This is a genomic window from Pseudoalteromonas sp. HF66, from assembly GCF_011806445.1.
Lineage (GTDB): Bacteria > Pseudomonadota > Gammaproteobacteria > Enterobacterales > Alteromonadaceae > Pseudoalteromonas > Pseudoalteromonas apostichopi.
The window spans coordinates 162121-183028 of record NZ_JAATOU010000009.1; the positions used below are offsets into that span (position 1 = coordinate 162121).

The window sequence follows — 20908 nt, forward strand, 5'->3', positions numbered from 1 at the left end:
AGAACAGATTATTGCCAAGGGCGCTCTGCTGCTAGTTGCTTCTCAAAAGCATCAATTTGGCTGTTAAGTGTTTCAGTCACACCGATAAAATCTAAGCCACTTAATAAACGCTCTTTAATATCATGGCGAATATCAAAGTGAATAGTGTCAAACTTATCGCTACGAAGTTGTTGGTTTTCTAAATCAACTTCGATATTAATATCATCATGCTGTTCACTCAGCACAAATAATTGCTCAAGTGTTTCTGCAGGTAATGCGATAGCAAGCATTTGGTTATTGCCGCAGTTATTAAAGAAAATATCGGCAAAACTTTCCGCTAAGATAACTTCAAAACCATATTGCTTTAATGCCCATGGCGCGTGCTCACGCGATGAACCACAACCAAAATTGTCGCGAGTTAAAAGAATTTGCGCACCTTGGTAACAAGGGCGGTTCAAAATAAACTCAGGGTTTGGCTCGCCGTTATCTAAATAACGCCAATCGTAAAAAAGCGCCGCATCAAAACCATCACGGCTTGTCGACGTTAAAAACTGCTTTGGAATAATTTGGTCAGTATCAACATTGTTTTTATCTAACGGGGCCATTAAGCCACTAAAAAATACGCTCATTAGGCTTCTCCTCTGATATCAACAAAACGACCATGAATTGCCGCTGCCGCTGCCATTGCTGGGCTCACTAAGTGAGTGCGACCACCGCGACCTTGGCGACCTTCAAAGTTGCGATTTGAGGTCGACGCACAGCGTTTACCGGCTTCTAATCTATCGTCATTCATTGCTAAGCACATTGAACAACCTGGCTCACGCCATTCAAAGCCAGCTGCTTTGAAGATATCTGCAAGGCCTTCGTCTTCGGCTTGTTTTTTAACAAGGCCAGAACCTGGAACAATCAGTGCTTCAACACCCGCTGCAACCTGCTTACCTTCAACAATTTGCGCGGCAGCACGTAAATCTTCAATTCGGCTATTTGTGCATGAGCCAATAAACACGGTATCAACAGTTGCTGAAGACAATTTATCGCCAGCCTTTAAACCCATATATTTTAGTGCGCTACGAATCGCATCAGCTTTGATTAGATCTGGCTCTTTATCAGGATCAGGAATGAATTCATCTACGCCAATCACTTGCTCAGGGCTGGTACCCCAAGTAATTTGCGGTTGAATATCAGCAGCTTCCAATTCAACAACATGGTCAAATTGTGCGCCTTCATCTGTTTTTAGCGTTTGCCAGTAGGCAACAGCACTATCAAAGTCAGCACCTTTTGGTGCAAATGGGCGACCTTTTAAATAATCATAAGTTGTTTGATCTGGTGCGATTAAACCCGCTTTTGCGCCCATTTCAATACTCATATTACAAAGCGTCATACGGGCTTCCATAGACAGCGCTTCGATTCCTTCACCACAAAATTCGGCAACATAGCCAGTACCACCCGCAGTTCCTAATTTACCGATCACTGCCATGATTAAATCTTTTGCAGTAACGGTTGGACGAAGGCGACCATTAATTTGAATTTTTAACGACTTGGCTTTTTTCTGCTGTAGCGTTTGAGTGGCTAGTACATGTTCAACTTCTGAAGTACCAATACCGTGCGCTAGTGCACCAAATGCACCATGGGTAGAGGTATGGCTGTCACCACAAACAATGGTTGTGCCAGGTAAAGTTATGCCTTGCTCAGGCCCCATTACATGCACAATACCTTGGTTAATAGAATTTAAATCATAAAGTTGAATACCAAACTCTTTACAGTTTGCATCCAGTGCCATTAATTGGTTTTTCGACACTTCACTGGCTGCATCTAATGAGCGGCTTTTTGTTGAAACGTTATGGTCCATGGTTGCAAAGGTCTTTTCTGGGCAACGTACTTTGCGGTTTTTCTCACGTAAACCAGCAAAGGCTTGCGGCGAAGTAACTTCATGAACTAGGTGACGGTCGATATAAAGTAAATCGGTTTGATCATTAATACTGGCGACTACATGAGCTTGCCAAATTTTATCGTATAAGGTTTGGGCCACTTGCTATTCCCTCATTTTAGTTACGCTGAGTGACGAGCTCAGCGCAAACAATTTTTAATTAAATACGTGCCACAATTGCCGCAGCAACATCACTGGTGGTGTATCCTGCATTTGGGTAGATATCTGGCGTACCAACACCGGCCTCAACCGCTTCTGCTACCGCTTTTTCAATCGTGCGAGCCGCTTCATCTTGACCTAGTGAGTAGCGCAGCATAAGCGCAGCACTTAAAATTTGTGCGATTGGGTTTGCCACCCCTTTACCCGCGATATCTGGTGCTGAGCCACCAGCAGGTTCATACAAACCAAAGCCAGACTGATTTAAACTCGCTGATGGTAATAAGCCCATAGAGCCTGTGATCATCGCGCACTCATCAGACAAAATGTCACCAAATAGGTTATCGCAAAGAAGTACATCAAACTGGCTTGGCTGTTTCACTAACTGCATTGCCGCGTTATCAACATAAATGTAGTCTAGGCTTACTTCTGGGTAGTCTTTGCTCACTTCAGAGACCACTTCACGCCAAAGTACGCTGGTCGCTAATACATTCGCTTTATCAACTGAAGTAACGTGATTACTACGCAGCTTTGCAGCTTCAAATGCAAAGCGTGCGATGCGCTCAATTTCTTTACGTGAATAGGTCTGGGTATCGAAAGCTGCTTCTTGATCACCTTCGCCACTACGGCCTTTTTCACCGAAATAAATACCGCCGGTTAACTCACGCACACATAAGATATCAAAGCCTTGTGCACTGATATCTGCACGGAGCGGTGACGCAGCACTTAGTGCTGGTAATAATTGTGCTGGGCGTAAATTACAGAACAAACCAAAATGCTTACGCAGTGGCAGCAGTGACGCGCGCTCTGGTTGCTCGTTCGGTGGTAAGTTTTCCCACTTAGGGCCGCCTACCGAACCAAATAAAATCGCATCAGCATTTTCGCATGCGCTCAATGTGCTTTGCGGCAGTGCCTGACCAAACTCATCGATGGCAGCACCACCAATCGCGTGGTGATGACGAGTCAAAGTAAAACCAAATTTTTCGCTTACAGCATCCAAGACGGTTTCTGCTGCAGCCATAACTTCTGGACCAATCCCGTCGCCTGCTAATACTGCGATACTGTAATTCGATTGACTCATCCTGCTTTCCTCTGTTGTTTTAAATCAGACACTTTTTGTGCACGATAAATTAAGTTATAAACACGGATCATGGCGCGTACTGACGCTTCAACCACATCCGCTGCAATGCCCGCACCGTGATAAGGGCGACCATCGTATTTAGCAATAATGTTCACTTGCCCAAGCGAGCTGGCGCCTTGGCCTGTTGCTTCTAGGTTGTATTCAATCATTTCGACCGACATACCCGTTAAGCGCTCAATTGCTAAGAATGATGCTTCAACAGGGCCATTACCTGTTGCCGCCTCTTGCTTAGACTCGCCATCAATTGTCATACCGATTGTTGAGCTCGCTACTGATTGTGAGTTAGACGTAGAGTTAACAAATTCAAGTTGATACTTCTCGTCTTTATCTTTGATTTGATTGAAGTAAATCATAGCTTCTAAGTCGTAGTCATACACAGTGCCTTTTTGGTCTGCTAATGCTAAGAAGCTAGTGTATAAGCTATCCATATCGTAATCAGATTTTTGATAGCCTAACTCTTCTAAACGATGCTCAATAACATGACGACCTGAACGCGAAGTCATGTTTAATTGGTTATTAGGTACACCGACACTTTCTGGCGACATAATTTCGTACGTGTTTTGCGCTTTTAATACGCCGTCTTGGTGAATTCCTGAACTGTGTGCAAAGGCATTTTCGCCAACAATTGCTTTGTTTGGTTGCACAGGCATATTACAAATCTTCGCGACTTGGCGCGAAGCACGATAAATTTCTTCACTGCGAATATCGGTATGCACTTTTAAGTGGTCTTCACGCATCTTCATGATCATCGCCACTTCTTCAAGCGAACAGTTACCTGCACGTTCACCAATACCATTAATAGTACATTCGATTTGACGCGCACCGGCTTGTACCGCAGCAATTGAGTTAGCAACCGCTAAACCTAAATCATTATGGCAATGCACACTTAAACGCGCCTTGTCGATGTTTGGTACATTGTTCATTAAGTGATGAATCATCGCTGCATATTCGTCAGGTGTTACATAGCCTACGGTATCAGGTAAGTTGATGGTTGATGCACCCGCATCAATGGCACTCTCAACGATGCGGCATAAATCCCAGTGTGGCGTGCGGCCAGCATCTTCACATGAAAATTCAACGTCATCCGTGTAGTTACGAGCAAGTTTAATCGACTTAACAGCCATTGCCGTTGCATCGTCTAAACTCATACGTAATTTGTGCTCAAGATGTAATGGGCTGGTTGCGATAAAAGTATGAATACGGCCCTGCTCTGCCGGGCGAAGTGCTTCACCACATGCTTCAATATCTTTTGCTACTGCACGTGCTAAGCCACAGATAATTGGCCCTTTCACTTCAGTCGCAATTCGCTGTACAGAGCGAAAATCTGCCGGGCTAGATACCGGAAAACCTACTTCCATTACATCCACATTTAAGCGGCTAATGGTATGCGCAAGTTGAATTTTGTCGTCTTCGGTTAGGCTTGCTTTTAATGCTTGCTCACCATCACGTAACGTTGTGTCAAAAATCCAAACCTTATCTTTCATAAACTGTCCTCGTTCCCAATGACCCATTAGCGAGATAAAAAAAACCCCGCGGTTGCGGGGTTTTTTAATGTTCTACAAATGCAAATACACTAAGCCCCGCTCACTGATTTAATCAGTAAGAGGTTTAGTTTTAATGTAATTGAATGTGTAATTTGCATCTTAATTTACTAAATGTGTGTTCAGTGGCTGTATTTTTAACATTCAAAAAACCAGCTTGCAAGCATAATTTTTCCACAAAATCGATTTTCAAATCCCAATTTTAGAAATAAAAATCCACAATAAAGCAATTAACAGGTTAATTAACCCAACTTAAATGTATTGAACGTTTAAAATTTCGGACGGTAAAGCTTCTATTGCTTAGATTAACTTTTGAGATTGATTACTATCACGTACATATAAAGTGGCACCGCGCGCAATGTAACGTAATTGCCAGATCAGGCGTTCAACCAGCTCTTCGCGCTGCGCCCCTTCAATATCGAGGGCCTCGGCACCGGCGTTAAATACCAAAGTCACCATAGCTTCAGCTTGGATATATGCATGAGTTGGATCGCATGGTGTTTCGCTTTCAAGATAATGTGCGAGTTCTAAAATGAAATGTTTAATCTCACGAGCAACCGCGGCACGAAATGCTTTTGAAGTCCCTGAGCGCTCTCGCAATAACAATCTAAATTGGTTGCTCGAGTTATCTATAAATTCCATAAAAGTAACGATTGATGTGGTGATCACACTGCCACCACTCTCAATACGACGGCGAGCTTGGCGCATAAGTTGGCGAAGTGTTAAACCAGCTTCATCAACCATGGTCAATCCGAGCTCATTCATGTCTTTAAAGTGACGGTAAAAAGAAGTTGGTGCAATCCCTGCTTCACGGGCAACTTCACGCAAGCTTAAATTAGAAAAACTATGATCAGCACTCAATTGATTGAATGCTGCTTCGATCAGTGCTTGTCGTGTTTTTTGTTTCTGTTGCGCTCTAACACCCGACATGGAAACTCCCAGAGTGAACTTTTAATAATTTTTTCGGTTAATGAGACAGTCTAATACTTGACGCGGAGAGAATGAAACACTATTTTAGCGTACAACTGTACGCCGAGATTTATTCAGATGAAAAAACCACCGATTATTTGGACCAATGTGCTATTTTTTAGCCTTACATTTTTGGCCGCGATCACCCTTGTTCCTTGGTATGGCTTTAGCTACGGATACACCAGTACACAGTGGATAGCCTTCGTTGGCTGTATGTTCTACGCCGGACTTTCTATTACTGCCGGTTATCACCGTTTATGGGCACACAAAGCCTATGATGTGCACCCTGTTATTGAAGTATTTTTTGCTTTAGGCGGTGCTTTTGCTCTGCAAAATAGTGCGTTGCACTGGAGTAGCGATCACCGTATTCATCATGGTCAAGTCGATGATCCAATTAAAGACCCATATGCCGCCACAAATGGTTTTTGGTATAGCCACATAGGTTGGATGTTACGTGATTATCAAGGCGAGCAATACGGGAACTATAGTAACTGTCGCGACTTACAAAAAAATAAAGTTGTTATGTGGCAACACCGCCATTATATGAAATTAGTCGTCGCGACTAATTTTGGTATTCCTTTATTGCTAGGTTTAATGCTTGGTGATGTATGGGGGATGTTATTACTGGTTGGTTTACTGCGCTTAGTATTAAGCCAGCATTTTACGTTTTTTATCAACTCACTTGCACACATCTGGGGCTCACGTCCATATACAGAAAAGAACACGGCGCGTGATAATGGTTTTTTAGCGCTATTCACTTACGGTGAAGGCTATCATAACTTCCACCACATTTTTGCAAGCGACTACCGTAACGGCATCAAGTGGTATCATTATGATCCAACGAAGTGGATGATCCGCTCTTTAGCTGCAATTGGCCTTGCTTCAAAATTAAAGCGCACACCTATTGAGCGAATTGAAAAAGCCAAAGCAGAAACCTTGATGAATAAGACCCAAGGTCGCCTCGCAAAATTGCCTTTAGCGCAAGATAAGCTTACATTATTACAATCTGAGTACGATTTACTGCTGAAAAGACTGCAACACTTCTGTGCCCTGCAAAAACGCGTGTTAGAAATCAAACGAAATAAAATGATGAAGCAGTGCGAAAAATCAGCATTAATGACACAATATCATGAGCTTGAAGCCGCTTGGGAAAACCAAAAGCAGGCTTGGCTTGCACTAAATGCGAGGTTGTTAAAAGCCTCTTTTAGTTAACATAGGAGCGGCTGTGGCCAAACAACAAGTAAAGCAAAAAGATACTCCATCTTATCAATATGATGCGATCATCATAGGTACAGGTCCTGGCGGTGAAGGTACCGCCATGAACCTATCTAAAAGCAACAAAAAAGTCGCTGTTATTGAGCGTCAAGAAGCAGTAGGCGGCGGTTGTGTTCACTGGGGTACTATCCCGTCAAAAGCATTACGTCATTCTGTGAGCCGTTATATTGAATATAAAGCAAACCCGCTTTTTAATATTAGTGAGCGCCCTAACCGCTTAACTTTCCCAGATATTTTGCGCCACGCAAGTAACGTCATTTCAAAGCAATCTAATTTACGTAGCAGCTTTTATGAGCGAAACCGCATTCATATGTATCAAGGTGATGCTGAGTTTATTGATAAACACACTATCAAAGTGACGCACCTAGACGGTTCGTTTGAAACTCTTACTGCACAAACGATTGTTATTGCTACTGGCTCGCGCCCTTATCGTCCACCGGGTGTAGACTTTAAACACCCACGTATATACGACAGCGATACGATTTTAGGCCTTGAAGATGACCCTCATCGTGTGCTGATTTATGGTGCCGGTGTGATTGGTTGTGAATACGCCTCTATTTTTAAAGGCTTAGGTGCCAAGGTTGACCTGGTGAATACCCGCGACCGCCTACTGGCCTTTATGGATGCAGAAATTTCAGATGCTCTAAGCTATCACTTTTGGAATAGCGGTATTGTTATTCGTCATAATGAAGAGTTTGATCGCGTAGAAACTCGCGATGATTGTGTGGTAATGCACTTAAAATCAGGTAAGCGCGTAAAAGCTGACTGTATTTTATTTGCCAATGGTCGTACTGGTAACACAGACACACTCAATCTTGAAGCTGTTGGCCTAAAAGCGGATGGTCGTGGCCAGCTTAGAGTGAATGAAACATACCAAACAGAAGTCGACAACATTTATGCTGTCGGTGATGTAATTGGTTACCCAAGTCTTGCCAGTGCGGCATTTGACCAAGGCCGTATTGCAGCCGATGCGATTGCATGTGGTAACTGTGATGAAAAGCTGATCATTGATATTCCAGCAGGTATTTATACAATTCCTGAAATGAGCTCAGTCGGTAAAACAGAGCAAGAGTTAACAGCAGCAAAAGTCCCTTACGAGGTAGGTCGTGCTCAATTCAAGCATTTAGCGCGTGCGCAAATTGCGGGCACTGAGGTAGGTAGCTTAAAGATTTTATTCCATGTTGATACCAAAGAAGTACTTGGCGTGCACTGCTTCGGTGAGCGTGCCTCTGAAATCGTTCACATCGGCCAAGCAATTATGGAGCAAAAGAACGGCGGTAATAACATTGATTACTTTGTAAATACCACGTTCAACTACCCGACCATGGCTGAAGCCTATCGCGTAGCCGCATTAAATGGTTTAAATCGTTTGTTTAAGTAACGAAAAAGCCCGCTTAATGCGGGCTTTTTTATGACTAGCTTTTGCTTATTTGTGGTATTTACCACTGAATTCATGAACGGCGTTGATAAATACACCTGCGTTTTCTGGGTCTACATCTGGTGTAATGCCATGACCTAGGTTAAATACATGGCCAGAGCCTGTACCAAAGTCTTCTAGGATAGTCGCAACTTCTTGGCGAATTCGCTCAGGCGTGCCATGCAGCATGGCTGGGTCCATGTTACCTTGTAGCGCTACTTTATCGCCAACACGACGTTTTGCATCACCGATGTTAATTGTCCAGTCTAGGCCTACTGCATCACAGCCAGTTGCTGCAATTGCTTCAATCCACTGACCGCCATTTTTAGTAAATAACGTCACTGGCACTTTACGGCCATCGTATTCACGAATTAAGCCATCAACAATCTTGTGCATGTATTGTAATGAAAACTCATTGTAGTCACGTGGGCTTAATACACCGCCCCATGAGTCAAATACCATTAACGATTGCGCACCCGCTTTAACTTGCGCGTTTAAGTAGTCAATCACTGAGTCAGCTAATTTATCAAGTAATAGGTGCAGGGTTTGCGGCTCTGCAAAAGCCATTTTCTTGATTTTACCGAATGTTTTGCTGCTACCACCTTCAACCATGTAAGTTGCAAGTGTCCAAGGTGAACCAGAGAAACCAATTAACGGCACTTCACCTTTTAATTCGCGGCGAATCGTACTTACCGCATTCATCACATAACCAAGCTCATCAGTTGGATCGATATTTGGGATTTTTTTAACATCTGCTAATGAAGAAATCGGACGTTCAAATTTCGGACCTTCACCTGTTTCGAAGTAAAGACCTAAGCCCATAGCATCAGGAATAGTTAAAATATCACTGAATAAAATTGCAGCATCAAGCGGATAACGACGTAATGGCTGTAACGTTACTTCACAAGCAAGTTCAGCGTTTTTACATAAACTCATAAAGTCGCCTGCTTGGGCACGTGTAGCACGGTATTCAGGTAAATAGCGGCCAGCTTGGCGCATCATCCATACCGGTGTGACATCAACAGGTTGCTTTTGTAGTGCACGTAAATAACGATCGTTTTTTAATTCGCTCATGCGTATAGAATCCTAGAACTGAATGAAATTGAGCAGATTGTATCACCATATTGCGCGTCTCACTATGGATAGATAATCAAGGCTAGATATAGATCATGTTTTTTAAGCCAGTCTAAGCCTACCGTGCGTTTTTTGCACAAAAACAAAATAAATTTAAAACTTTTCATTAATAAATTTGCAACATCCAAAAAAGCTTGGTATAACTTACCCCGCGTTAACAAAAACAATAATAAAAATCTTATAACAATAAGAACAACAATCTTCCCATAATAATAAGAACGCTTGTTTAACAAGTCTTAGAAAAAGAATTAAACCACCAACTTTGGTGGTTTTTTCTTTTCTAAATCAGTAAATTACACACCCATCCCTTAGATAAAAATTGCAAAATTAATACTAGTAGTTTTGAATCAATTCCCATACACTGCAATTAGAGAAAAAAAAGTCCACTCTAAAAAACAAGGGTGCTTCTTAGCCTATTCAATGCTAAAAAATATGCCTTTAGGATGACTTTTACAATCTGTTGCAATTAGACACTAAGAATTTAGTTGATCTTTGTGTCATATTTCCTTTTTATATATACAAAGGAAAACCTACTCAGCGAGGAGATGAAATATGCTGACGCGTTTGGAAAAAGCTCAACAAAAGTGGGGCGGTAGTCACTCTGTAATCGACAAATGGCTTACAGAACGTCAAGAGCTGCTTGTGTTGTTCTGCCGTATTGCAGGCTTTTCACCGTATGAAAAGAAAGATCACGCCCTTCCTGATCAACTGCAAATTCAAAACTTTTGCCAAATTCTGATGGATTACCTTTCTGCTGGCCATTTCGAAATTTACGACGACATTGCCAAAGCGTGTGAAGAAAAAGGCCCTGATAGCCAAAAGTTGGCTAATACCTTATATCCTCGCATTTCTGAAACCACAGATGTAGCACTCGATTTTAACGACAAATACGCAGAAGTAGAGCAAGACGACCTGCTTGATGAGTTTGATAAAGACTTATCAACGTTAGGTGAAGCCCTTGAATTACGCTTTGAATTAGAAGATGAGTTAATCGACAACTTATATTCAAATCACACCAGCTAACATCAGTTACACAGCAGAGAAATACTCTCTGCTGAAAGTTTCTTTTTGCCATCTCCAAAAGAATCATCTATTCCATTTCGTAACAAATATTTGAAATATTTTTTTCAATGCGATACTCATACTATAAAAACATGAGGCTCGCTATGAATAAACGGTCATTTTTAAAGTCACTCTCAATCCTTGCAGCAGGCGCAAGTCTAACATCAACTCCCTTAATGGCTGCACAAAATAGCAGTACCCAAACATTAATAAAGCCAAAAATACTGGCAAAGGGAGGCACTATAGGTGTGTGCAGTCCATCAGCAGCCACCGCGCAGCAGGCTGATATCGTACTAGCAAAGGGCGTTATAGAAGCATTAGGCTACAAGGCTAAGCTTGCACCAAACATTCTGGCAAGACGAGGGCACTTAGCTGGCACAGATGCAATGCGAGCTAGCGATTTGAATAGCTTATTCAGTGATAAAGAAGTTGATGCCATTTTGTGCTTACGTGGAGGTTCAGGGGCCGCCCGTATTTTACCTTTGCTTGACTACGCGATGATCCGTAACAATCCAAAACCACTGATGGGATATTCGGATATTACTGCTCTGCACAACGCGTTACTCTCTCAAGCTGGATTAATCAGCTTTCATGGCCCAAATGCATCAAGTGACTGGAACCCTTTTCACGTAGCGCAATTTAAGAACATGTTCGAAGCGCGTAAGCTGATGTATTTCCAAAACTTACCAAAAGCCGAAGATGAGTTAGTTAACACACAATATTTGACCCAAACGATTACTCCAGGTAAAGCTACTGGACAATTAATAGGTGGCAACTTAACGGTGCTGACTGCCCTTGCAGGTTCGGACTATTTACCTGACTTTAATGGCGCAATTTTATTTTTAGAAGATATCGATGAAGCGCCGTATCGAATTGACAGAATGATGAGTACACTAAAACTCATGGGCGCACTTGATAAGATTGCAGGCTTTGTATTTGGTGATTGTAATGACTGTAGGCCTGGCCGAGGTTATGGCTCATTAACCCTTGACGATATTTTTGCAGATCATATAAAACCGCTGGGAATTCCTGCTTATCGTGGAGCCATGATTGGCCATATTAAACGCCAATTTATTTTACCTGTTGGCACTTTGGTTGAGCTTGATGCAAATAATGGCACATTAAAAATGAAAGAAGCGGCATTTAGTTAATAAACTTCACGCGTAAAAAAAGGGCCTATAGGCCCTTTTATAGTGAGTTAAATATTACTCAGCTGGAACAGCTTTATCATCGCTTTGGATTTCAAGTAATTCTACTTCGAAAACAAGCGTTGAGTTTGCTGGGATCTTACCAAGATCACGCTCACCGTATGCAAGATCAGATGGAATCGTGAACTTGTACTTAGAGCCAACTGGCATTAATTGTAAACCTTCAGTCCAACCAGGGATCACACGATTAAGTGGGAACGTTGTTGGTTCGTTGCGTGAGTAAGAGCTATCAAATTCAGTACCGTCAATTAAAGTACCTTTGTAATGTACTTTAACAACGTCAGTTGCTACTGGCTTTTCGCCTTCACCTTCAGTGATTACTTCGTACTGTAAGCCAGACTCAGTTACAGTAACGCCTTCTTTCTTCGCGTTTTCAGCTAGGAATTTCTCGCCTTCAGCTTTGCTCTTTTCAGCTTCTACTTTCGCTTTTTCTTCTTGCTTGGTACGAATGCTTTGATCAAGCGCCGTTAATACTTCACGAATTTTTTCGTCATCAAGTTTAGCGTTACCTGCTAGTGCGTCTTCAAAACCACGCTTAAGAAGTGCTTCGTCTAGTTCAACACCCAGTGCTTTTTTATCTGCAAGATCTTGGTTTAGGAAGTTACCAACCGACGCACCAATACCGTATGCTTGTTGTTGAGCTTCAGTCTCTAGTTTAACTTCAACTTGCTGTTCTTTTTTTGCTTCCTGATTACAAGCTGTTAGCGCTAAAACTGACGCTGCAATCAATGACAATTTAATCGTCTTTCTCATTTTATATCTCCGACACACTTTGCAGTTGTCAATTATTGTATTATTACTAGTTAAAGATTAACGACCTACATGGTAGGCTGCTTGTCTAATAACTAACGTCATGCAATTGCATGATCAGCGATTAGACTAACAACCTAGGCCTTCAACGAGACCTAGTCTAACCTCTCAATCACTAAGAGTTAAGGGGAAATACTCGTAATATGTCGATATTTCGTACTTTTTTGTATCTGCTCAGCCTTTGCTTAGTTGCAGGCTGCTCTGAGCAACATGAGCAATCTACTGCACGCTATGAGCATGCGGCTAGAGGAGCATTTGCTTCCGCGCTTTCGCACGATGGCAAATACAGCCTAATCTCATCAATACACCATGGGGTTGCACTGTGGGATAATCAACAGCAAGTGTTAAAATACCAATGGTTCCAACAACAAGCTCAAGATAGCCTCGTTCACACCGTAGCTCTTTCTTACGACAATAGCCATGCTGTTACCGCCGAGAAGTCCACATTCGCAGTGTGGGACATTGCTACGGGAAACAACACAGGTTATTACAAAATTCACGCCTCAACCATTAGAGATATCGCGATAAGTAACCAAGGGCGCAGCGTATTATACGGCCGCGCCGACGGTGTAGTCGTTTACCTCGACTTAGAGAGTGGAAGGCGCATAGAGTTCCTTGGTCATCAAGAAAAAGTTAATGTTGTTGACCTATCACCTAACGGCCACTACGCCATCAGTGGTTCAAATGACTACGTTGCTTACTTTTGGGATACTCGTACAGGGCAGGTGATCCATCGCTTTAATCATCCAAGTCGCGTTACTCAAGTCGCCCTTGATCCACAAGGTCGTTACGCATTTACCGCAGACAGTATGAAGCAAGCAAATGTATGGCGGCTGACTACAGGTGATCTTGTTAGCAAACTGGCGTATATTGCGCGTCAGAAAATTTTTACCGCCGTCCGTTTTAACGATGAAGGCACTTTAATTGCCACCGGTTCACCCAATCGATTAGTCGATTTATGGCAGCTTGAGTCTGGTAAAAAATTACAAACGTGGCAAGTTATTCCTCGTGAAGGAAGCCGCCCGAAATCAGCCGTGGTGTTAGATGTTGCGTTTACTGATAACAACCAAGCGTTATTAACCGAAAGCTCCAGCGGATTCGCTGAAAGTTTTAATCTAAGAGAATCAAATGAATACAATTGAAAATCGTCTAATGGAACTTGAAGCGAAAGTCGCTTTTCAAGATGAAACAATTGAAATATTGAATGATGAGCTTAAAGCGCACCAACAGCAGTTGGCAAAAATGAAACGCCAGACTGAGTTACTTGCAGAGAAGATCAAAGAATCACAACAGCCTTCTTTGATGTCGCAAATGCAAGAGCCGCCACCGCCGCACTATTAATTAGGTAGGATAGAGCCGGGAATTAATCGCCCGGCTTAAATACACCAATCACTTGCTCAAATTGGCGTGTTGAGGCTTGCACAGCCTGTTCTGGTTGCGTCATTTTGTGGCCACACTGTACGCACTCCACTTTTTCCACATCATGTTCTTTATAAAGCATCATGGTGTCCATAGCCTTACACTCAGGGCATGATGCGCCAGCAATAAAGCGTTTCTTTTGTCTCATAGATGATCTCCCGTGGCATGTAGGTGGCTATTTTAGCCTAATAACTCTCTGTTTGATACGATTGCGAAGCCTAATGTGATCCGTGTTATGATAGCGGCAATTTAATTAGTGCTGTGCAAGTAAACTTTCATGATCCAAATTTCAGACATCGAACTTCTACGTGGTGGTAACGCCTTATTAAAAGGTGCCTCTGCAACCTTATTCCCAGAGCATAAAGTCGGCCTTGTTGGCGCTAATGGCTGTGGTAAATCAACGCTGTTCGCGCTATTAAAGTCTGAATTGCAACTCGATGCCGGTGAATGCCAAATTCCTAAAGACTGGTCAATAGCCTCTGTAAAGCAAGAAACACCCGCGCTCGAAATCAGTGCCCTCGATTATGTATTACAAGGCCATCCTGAATATTACGCGCTAAGAATTGCACTACGCGAAGCTGAGCAAAATAATGATGGCGATGCGCAAGCTAAAGCACATATTGGCCTAGAATATATTCAAGGCTACAGCATTGAAGCAAAAGCCGGCGAACTGTTACACGGTTTAGGTTTTAGTAATGAGCAAATAGACAACCCGGTGAGCGCCTTTTCGGGTGGTTGGCGTATGCGCTTAAACTTGGCGCAAGCGCTTATACGTGATGCCGATTTATTGCTGCTGGATGAACCAACCAACCACTTAGACCTAGATGCCGTGTATTGGTTAGAACGTTTTTTACGGGCCTACACAGGCACTCTGGTGCTCATTTCCCATGACAGAGAGTTCCTCGATGCCGTGGTTGACCAAATTTGGCACATAGACTCACAAAAAATAAACGTTTATAAAGGCAACTACTCGCAATTCGAACGTCAAAAAGCAGAGCGCTTATTACAACAACAAGCGATGTTCGAAAAACAACAAGAACAGATTGCTCACCTTGAAAAGTTTATTACTCGCTTTAAAGCAAAAGCCAGTAAAGCTAAGCAAGCACAAAGCCGCGTAAAAGCGCTAGAGCGTATGGAAAAATTGGCCCCAGCCCATGTTGACTCACCCTTTGATTTTGAGTTTGCTGAGCCAACGGCCCTGCCAAATCCATTAATGACACTCGACCAAGCCAAAGCAGGTTATGGCGACATCACCATTTTACATAGCATCAAGCTAAATCTTGTTCCAGGTAGTCGCATCGCCCTGCTTGGCCGTAATGGCGCGGGTAAGTCAACACTCATTAAATTATTAGCTGGCGATTTACAGCCTCAAGCTGGTGAAGTATTTCAGCATCAAGGCTTAAATATTGGTTACTTTGCTCAGCATCAGCTTGAGTCACTTGATTTAAAAGCCAGTGCTGTGACCCATTTACAACGTTTAAACCCGCAAGCTCCAGAGCAATCACTGCGTGACTTTTTAGGTGGCTTTGCTTTTTTTGGTGATAAAGCACTTGAGCCAGTTGCGCCATTTTCTGGCGGTGAAAAAGCCCGTTTAGTATTAGCCATGCTGGTATATCAAAAGCCAAACCTTCTGTTACTGGATGAGCCAACTAACCACCTAGATTTAGAAATGCGCCATGCCCTAGTGATGGCACTACAAGGCTTCGAAGGTGCTATGGTTACCGTATCGCACGACCGTCACATGCTAAAAAATACCGCTGATGAGTATTACCTCGTTGATAACGGCGAAGTAACACAATTTGGTTATGACCTTGACGCCTATTACCAATGGCTACTCAATGCTAACAAAGAAGCTGCTAAAAGCACTGAAGACAATGCCTCGAAAGCACATTCAAGCGTTAACCGTAAAGAGCAAAAGCGCTTAGAGGCAGAATTTAGAAAGTCAGTACAGCCGTTGAAAAAGCAAATCGAAAAGCTTGAAAAGCTACTTGATAAGTATTCTACAGAGCTTGGAGAAATCGAAAATGCACTTGCTGACAATGACTTATACAATGATGAAAATAAAGCCAAACTGACAGAGCTGCTTAGTAAACAAGCAAACTTAACCCCGAAGCTAAATGACGTTGAAGAAGAGCTACTCATGGCACTTGAAGAGCTTGAAGAAAAAGAGCAGGCCTTTGCCGATGAAAACGCTTAACAGCGAGGAATTTTGGCAGTTTGCATGTCAGCTTTACAGCAAAGATGGCATGCAAACAAAGCTACTAGACTATCAAAACCAGCAAGGCAAAAATGTGAACCTTTGCCTACTGCTTTATTATCTGGACTCATTAGAGCTTGCTGTAACCCCACCTCAACTAAGTGAGCTTGAGTCATGCATAGCCGAGTTTGACCAGCACGCTTTACAACCCTTACGTGCAACACGCGCCTACCTTAAAACTATACAAACCGAGCTTCCAGACTACCCCACTATTCGCAAAGAGTTACTCAGCGCAGAACTCAAGCTCGAAAAACAGCAACAACAATTACTTATAAACACATTAAATAGCATGGCACTCTCTCGGTGTCCTAATACTAACAATATAATGCTATATATAAGCGATAAGCGATAAGCGATAAGCGATAAGCGATAAGCGATAAGCGATAAAATTTCTCCTACCATTTAATTAAAAATCAAGCTAACAACATTAAAAGACCATCCAATCGCTCTGCTTAACTCTCAACGCCCCCATTAAACTTGATCCAAATCAACTATTAAATCGCCTTAGTTAGCATCAGGAAAATTGCTTGATCTGGATCATATCAGCCGTCCTCAAGCCAGCCTATGATTAACTCATAGACATTAGGAGGCACAACCATGAACGTATTCTTCAGAGATTTTTTTAGCGACCCAGTTTTATTTATGTCATTCGGCATTTTGGCAGTTGTTATCGTTTTATGCCTTTTCTATGTTGGTTACTTTATTAAAAAAGTTCACGACGCAGAAGTTCCTAAGTAAGAATTAAGCACGACGCACAAAGCCCCTATTCAATTTATTGTTTAGGGGCTTTTTATTTGTATATAGCAAAAATCTCGCAGCGGTTCTCAAAAAGCAAAAACTTGCTACAATAGGCGCTTATTTTGTTTCGAAAGTGTCAGCTATGTTACCTGAGTTTAAGCCTGCGTGGTGGATGCGCAATCGCCATTTACAAACCATAATGCCGCGCTTTTTTCGCCCTTTTCATAATACCCGCTACGACTTATCGACAATCGATACCCCTGATGGTGACTTTTTAGAACTAGCTTGGGCAATCCCTCATAACGAACAAGCCCCACTCGCCATTGTATTGCATGGTTTAGAAGGCAACATAAATAGTTTTTATGCTAAAGGCATGATGAAAAAACTAAAGCAGCAAGGCTTTGCAGTGGTGTTAATGCATTTTCGAAACTGCTCACGCGAAGTTAACCGTTTAGCACGCGCTTATCACAGTGGAGAAACAGAGGACCTACGCTTTTTCATCAGCCACCTTAAGAGCAAATTTCCAAAACGCCCGCTTTTTGCTGTGGGCTTTTCATTAGGTGGTAATGTGCTTGCAAAATATTTAGGTGAGCAAGGTGCTAAATCGAACTTAACAGGCGCAGCAGTTGTGTCTGCGCCATTTGACTTGTCATCGTCTTGTGAAGTTATTCGCAAAAGCTTGGGCAAAATATATCAAAAGTATTTGCTCGACCGTATGAAAAAATCAATGCAAAGAAAGCTGCCACAAATCGAACAGCAAATTAACTTAACACCTGAAAAACTAATGGCGATTGATGACTTATGGCAATTCGATAACATGCTCACAGCACCACTACATGGCTTTGCTGGCGCTGAAGATTATTATCAACAAGCTAGCGCAAAACCATTTTTGAAAAGCATTGCAACGCCTACGCTTATTGTGCACGCCAAAGATGACCCTATGTTATCAATAAAAGCTGTGCCAGATAGCTTAGATGTGAGTGAACATGTTACGCTGCGCATCTCTGAACAAGGTGGTCATGTTGGCTTTATTAGCGGCAAAAACCCTTTTAAACCCAAGTATTGGCTTGAAAGTATTGTTCCAGAGTATTTTCAACAATTAATTAAGAAAGAGCAGCTATGATCATTCCTCACGACCGCCTTGATAAAGAAACCCTACATAATTTAATCGAAAGCTATGTTTTACGTGAAGGTACTGATTACGGCGAACAAGAGTTTAGTATTGAAAGCAAGGTCGCGCAGGTTCACCAACAACTTAAAAGTGGTGAAGCTATGGTGTTTTTTTCTGAGTTACATGAGTCAGTTACGATTATCTCTAAAGCTGAATTCATCGCTTTGCAAGCCGATCCAGAGTACCAAGCGTCGTTTAACGACTAAACTTGTAAGTTATACAGTAACCCTTCACAATGACTTTTTAACTTAAAGAGCCATTAAAAATGAAAAAACTAAGCTCACTGGTTGCTGCGGTTTCTTTGGCCCTGATTGGTCAAGCAAACGCAGCTCAGGTTACTGCATCAGATAAAGCCATTAAGCTGGCAAAAGAAACTATCTTAATCGATACCCATATCGATGTGCCTTACCGTATTCATAACAAATGGGCAGATGTAACAAAAGCCACAAGCGACGGAGACTTTGATTATCCACGTGCAGTGCAAGGTGGTTTGAATGCCCCTTTCATGTCAATTTACATTCCTGCAAACCTAGAGTTTGAAGGCAAAGGTAAGAGCTATCAATTAGCAAATCAGCTGATCGATTCTATGGAAGCCATTGTGCAACGCGCGCCAAATAAGTTCGCTATTGCAGACTCTACTGCCGATATTAAAGAGCAATTTAAACAAGGCAAAATGTCGATTGCTATGGGTATGGAAAACGGCTCGCCTATCGAAGGCGACATTAAAAACCTTAAGCATTTTTATGAGCGTGGCGTACGTTACATCACTCTAGCTCACTCACAAAGCAACCATATTTCTGATTCATCTTATGATATTCGTCGTAAGTGGAAAGGCCTGAGCCCATTTGGTAAAGAACTAGTAAAAGAAATGAACAACATTGGTATGCTAGTTGATGTTTCGCATATTTCTGATGATGCGTTTTACCAAGTAATGGAAATTTCAAAAGTACCAGTGATTGCTTCACACTCGTCACTTCGTAAGTATACGCCTGGTTTTGAGCGTAATATGAATGATGACATGCTATTGGCGCTGAAAAAGAATGGTGGGGTTATTCAAATTAACTTCGGCTCAAGCTTTGTTACAGCAAAAGCTGGCTCTTGGTACGATCAACTAAAATCTGCAAAAGCCGATAAGAAAAAAGACGGTACTAAACTAAGCAAAGATTTTGACGCAGCTTATCGTGCTAAAAACCCATTCCCATTTGCAAGCTTAGAGCAAGTACTTGATCACATTGACCATGTAGTTGAACTAATTGGCATCGATTATGTGGGTATTGGCTCAGATTACGATGGTGTAGGCGACTCTCTACCTACTGGCTTAAAAGATGTGTCTAGCTATCCGAACCTAGTGCAAGGTCTAATGGACCGTGGTTATAGCGATAAAGACATCAAAAAGATTTTAAGTGGCAATATGCTACGCGTATGGCAACAAGCCGAAGCATACGCAAAAGCCCATTAATCAGCTTTAACTCTATTTAAAAGCGCAGCTAACTAGCTGCGCTTTTTTATCAATATAAGTAATTGATAATACAAATAGCCTGTTTTAATCTGCTAGTATTACAAAGCAATTTGGGTGATGTGATATGTCGACTTGGCAAGGGAATATTGCGTTGGTTTTTGCAAGCATTGCACTGGGCTTATCTATTTATAGCCAAACAAAATCAACTCCTACTGACAAACCTTTTCTAATTCAACCAGCAAAATCTAGCTTAAAAGAGTTAGCTATTCCTGAGCAAGACCGAGAAAATCTCATTGCTTTACATGGCTATATTTTAGACCTAGAAACACGCATTCACGAGCTTGAGCATCAAACTCCAACCATTGCTCCTGAGCTACTTGCCTCATTGGTAAAGCAAGCAATCGAACAACAAGAAAGTGAGCGACGCGCCGAGATTGAAAAGAGAAACCCAGCTCTTGGTTGGCTAAGTAATTTACCTGACGACTACCGCGAACGCATTAAAGCAGACCCACAATATGCTGACTCTTCGATAAATGAAGCACTCGCAACATTGCTTAATTTAAGCAAATCAGAAAATGAGCGTTTAGCAGCATACGGCCAACTAAAAATGACCTTAAGCATGCTCAGGCGCGACCTAGATGAAAGCCAAGCAAATGCAGTAATCGATGCCATGATAAGCATCAGTGAATACACTAATGATGCCAAGATCCGAGTTAGTGCCCTAGAGAGTTTATCTCGACAAACAAACGTTTCGCCAAAACTCGCTGAGCATTTTCAGAAGTTACTACAAACGGACGATAATAATTATGTTCGCAATATTTCTGCTACTGCACTGATTGGACAATTTTTCCGTGCAATGCGAGACGGAAATAATAGTTTCGCCACCGATTTAGCAGAACGAATAACTACTCTTGAAAATAGCAGTAATGCAAAAGTTGCCGAAATTATGGCTGAAAATCTAAAAAGCCCACGCTTAAGAGAAGAGCTAGACAAAGCGTTAGGGAAATGAAAAAGCGGCTTAAAGCATACAGCTGATAGCTTTTTCACCCATAAAAAAACCCGAGATTAAGCTCGGGTTTTTCTTAATGCTTGATGCATTACTATAGTTGATTACTCAACGATAGTTGCAACAACACCAGCACCAACTGTACGGCCACCTTCACGGATAGCGAAGCGTAAACCTTCGTCCATCGCGATTGGGCAGATTAGTTCTACAGTCATCTTGATGTTATCACCAGGCATTAC

21 protein-coding genes and 1 pseudogene are annotated in these 20908 nt (G+C 42.2%); 13 read left to right on the forward strand and 9 right to left on the reverse strand.

Features of this window, described 5'->3' with window-relative positions:
* Positions 1 to 8 precede the first annotated feature (8 nt).
* The 5 genes from leuD to fabR form a co-directional block, all read right to left on the reverse strand.
* Positions 9 to 608 carry a 3-isopropylmalate dehydratase small subunit gene (leuD, locus tag HCZ11_RS11255; protein WP_167658443.1) on the reverse strand — a complete coding sequence of 200 codons (600 nt, stop codon included), beginning with the start codon at positions 606 to 608 and terminating at the stop codon, positions 9 to 11.
* On the reverse strand, positions 608 to 2008 hold the full coding sequence (gene leuC / locus HCZ11_RS11260; RefSeq protein WP_167658444.1) for a 3-isopropylmalate dehydratase large subunit: 1401 nt from the start codon (positions 2006 to 2008) through the stop codon (positions 608 to 610). The genes leuD and leuC overlap by 1 nt, the downstream gene beginning before the upstream one ends.
* 58 nt (positions 2009 to 2066) lie before the next feature.
* Positions 2067 to 3143, reverse strand: coding sequence for a 3-isopropylmalate dehydrogenase (leuB, locus tag HCZ11_RS11265; protein WP_130050298.1), 1077 nt, complete (start codon positions 3141 to 3143; stop codon positions 2067 to 2069).
* Positions 3140 to 4687 (reverse strand): 2-isopropylmalate synthase, encoded by a 1548-nt coding sequence (gene leuA / locus HCZ11_RS11270; RefSeq protein WP_062564775.1) that lies wholly within the window; start codon positions 4685 to 4687, stop codon positions 3140 to 3142. Before leuA ends, leuB begins: the two co-directional genes overlap by 4 nt.
* Positions 4688 to 5044: 357 nt before the next feature.
* Positions 5045 to 5674: an HTH-type transcriptional repressor FabR gene (fabR, locus tag HCZ11_RS11275; protein WP_130050297.1), complete on the reverse strand. Its 630-nt coding sequence runs from the start codon at positions 5672 to 5674 to the stop codon at positions 5045 to 5047.
* A gap of 117 nt (positions 5675 to 5791) precedes the next feature.
* Between fabR and HCZ11_RS11280 the strand changes: the two genes are divergently transcribed.
* Positions 5792 to 6925: a fatty acid desaturase gene (locus tag HCZ11_RS11280; RefSeq protein WP_130050296.1), complete on the forward strand. Its 1134-nt coding sequence runs from the start codon at positions 5792 to 5794 to the stop codon at positions 6923 to 6925.
* A 13-nt stretch (positions 6926 to 6938) separates the two neighbouring features.
* On the forward strand, positions 6939 to 8369 hold the full coding sequence (gene sthA, locus HCZ11_RS11285) for a Si-specific NAD(P)(+) transhydrogenase (protein ID WP_062564769.1): 1431 nt from the start codon (positions 6939 to 6941) through the stop codon (positions 8367 to 8369).
* A gap of 45 nt (positions 8370 to 8414) precedes the next feature.
* Here sthA and hemE read toward each other — a convergent pair whose 3' ends face one another.
* On the reverse strand, positions 8415 to 9479 hold the full coding sequence (hemE, locus tag HCZ11_RS11290; protein ID WP_130050295.1) for a uroporphyrinogen decarboxylase: 1065 nt from the start codon (positions 9477 to 9479) through the stop codon (positions 8415 to 8417).
* A 612-nt stretch (positions 9480 to 10091) separates the two neighbouring features.
* On the opposite strand from hemE, the gene rsd reads away from it, so the two are divergent.
* Together rsd and HCZ11_RS11300 are read left to right on the forward strand one after the other, a co-directional pair.
* The gene (gene rsd / locus HCZ11_RS11295) at positions 10092 to 10562 is read left to right on the forward strand and encodes a sigma D regulator (protein WP_130050294.1); all 471 of its coding nucleotides are present in this window, start codon (positions 10092 to 10094) and stop codon (positions 10560 to 10562) included.
* Positions 10563 to 10705: 143 nt separating this feature from the next.
* Positions 10706 to 11752: an LD-carboxypeptidase gene (locus HCZ11_RS11300; RefSeq protein WP_175580437.1), complete on the forward strand. Its 1047-nt coding sequence runs from the start codon at positions 10706 to 10708 to the stop codon at positions 11750 to 11752.
* Positions 11753 to 11806: 54 nt separating this feature from the next.
* Here HCZ11_RS11300 and fkpA read toward each other — a convergent pair whose 3' ends face one another.
* Positions 11807 to 12562, reverse strand: coding sequence for an FKBP-type peptidyl-prolyl cis-trans isomerase (fkpA, locus tag HCZ11_RS11305; protein WP_130050293.1), 756 nt, complete (start codon positions 12560 to 12562; stop codon positions 11807 to 11809).
* A gap of 200 nt (positions 12563 to 12762) precedes the next feature.
* Between fkpA and HCZ11_RS11310 the strand changes: the two genes are divergently transcribed.
* Together HCZ11_RS11310 and HCZ11_RS11315 are read left to right on the forward strand one after the other, a co-directional pair.
* On the forward strand, positions 12763 to 13761 hold the full coding sequence (locus HCZ11_RS11310; RefSeq protein ID WP_130050292.1) for a WD40 repeat domain-containing protein: 999 nt from the start codon (positions 12763 to 12765) through the stop codon (positions 13759 to 13761).
* Entirely contained in the window at positions 13748 to 13960 is a 213-nt protein-coding gene (locus tag HCZ11_RS11315; protein WP_130050291.1) for a SlyX family protein, read from the forward strand. The genes HCZ11_RS11310 and HCZ11_RS11315 overlap by 14 nt, the downstream gene beginning before the upstream one ends.
* A 22-nt stretch (positions 13961 to 13982) precedes the next feature.
* Here HCZ11_RS11315 and HCZ11_RS11320 read toward each other — a convergent pair whose 3' ends face one another.
* Positions 13983 to 14186, reverse strand: coding sequence for a YheV family putative zinc ribbon protein (locus HCZ11_RS11320; protein ID WP_054562906.1), 204 nt, complete (start codon positions 14184 to 14186; stop codon positions 13983 to 13985).
* A 129-nt stretch (positions 14187 to 14315) separates the two neighbouring features.
* Between HCZ11_RS11320 and HCZ11_RS11325 the strand changes: the two genes are divergently transcribed.
* From HCZ11_RS11325 to HCZ11_RS11355, 7 genes are all read left to right on the forward strand, one after another.
* A complete protein-coding gene (locus HCZ11_RS11325; protein ID WP_167658445.1) occupies positions 14316 to 16235 on the forward strand; it encodes an ATP-binding cassette domain-containing protein in 1920 nt (639 codons plus the stop codon).
* Positions 16222 to 16647, forward strand: a complete 426-nt coding sequence (locus tag HCZ11_RS11330) for a TIGR02444 family protein (protein WP_167658446.1) — start codon at positions 16222 to 16224, stop codon at positions 16645 to 16647. The genes HCZ11_RS11325 and HCZ11_RS11330 overlap by 14 nt, the downstream gene beginning before the upstream one ends.
* A 245-nt stretch (positions 16648 to 16892) precedes the next feature.
* Positions 16893 to 17033, forward strand: coding sequence for a DUF3149 domain-containing protein (locus tag HCZ11_RS11335; RefSeq protein WP_074989877.1), 141 nt, complete (start codon positions 16893 to 16895; stop codon positions 17031 to 17033).
* 142 nt (positions 17034 to 17175) lie between these two features.
* Entirely contained in the window at positions 17176 to 18156 is a 981-nt protein-coding gene (locus HCZ11_RS11340) for a hydrolase (RefSeq protein WP_130050288.1), read from the forward strand.
* Positions 18153 to 18410, forward strand: coding sequence for a YheU family protein (locus tag HCZ11_RS11345; RefSeq protein ID WP_167658447.1), 258 nt, complete (start codon positions 18153 to 18155; stop codon positions 18408 to 18410). Before HCZ11_RS11340 ends, HCZ11_RS11345 begins: the two co-directional genes overlap by 4 nt.
* A 59-nt stretch (positions 18411 to 18469) precedes the next feature.
* Complete coding sequence (locus tag HCZ11_RS11350; protein ID WP_167658448.1) at positions 18470 to 19663, forward strand: dipeptidase; 1194 nt, start codon at positions 18470 to 18472, stop codon at positions 19661 to 19663.
* Positions 19664 to 19787: 124 nt separating this feature from the next.
* Positions 19788 to 20672 (forward strand): hypothetical protein, encoded by an 885-nt coding sequence (locus tag HCZ11_RS11355; RefSeq protein WP_167658449.1) that lies wholly within the window; start codon positions 19788 to 19790, stop codon positions 20670 to 20672.
* A gap of 101 nt (positions 20673 to 20773) precedes the next feature.
* Here the strand turns inward: HCZ11_RS11355 and tuf are convergent.
* Positions 20774 to 20908: pseudogene (gene tuf, locus HCZ11_RS11360) on the reverse strand (elongation factor Tu); the annotation flags it as partial.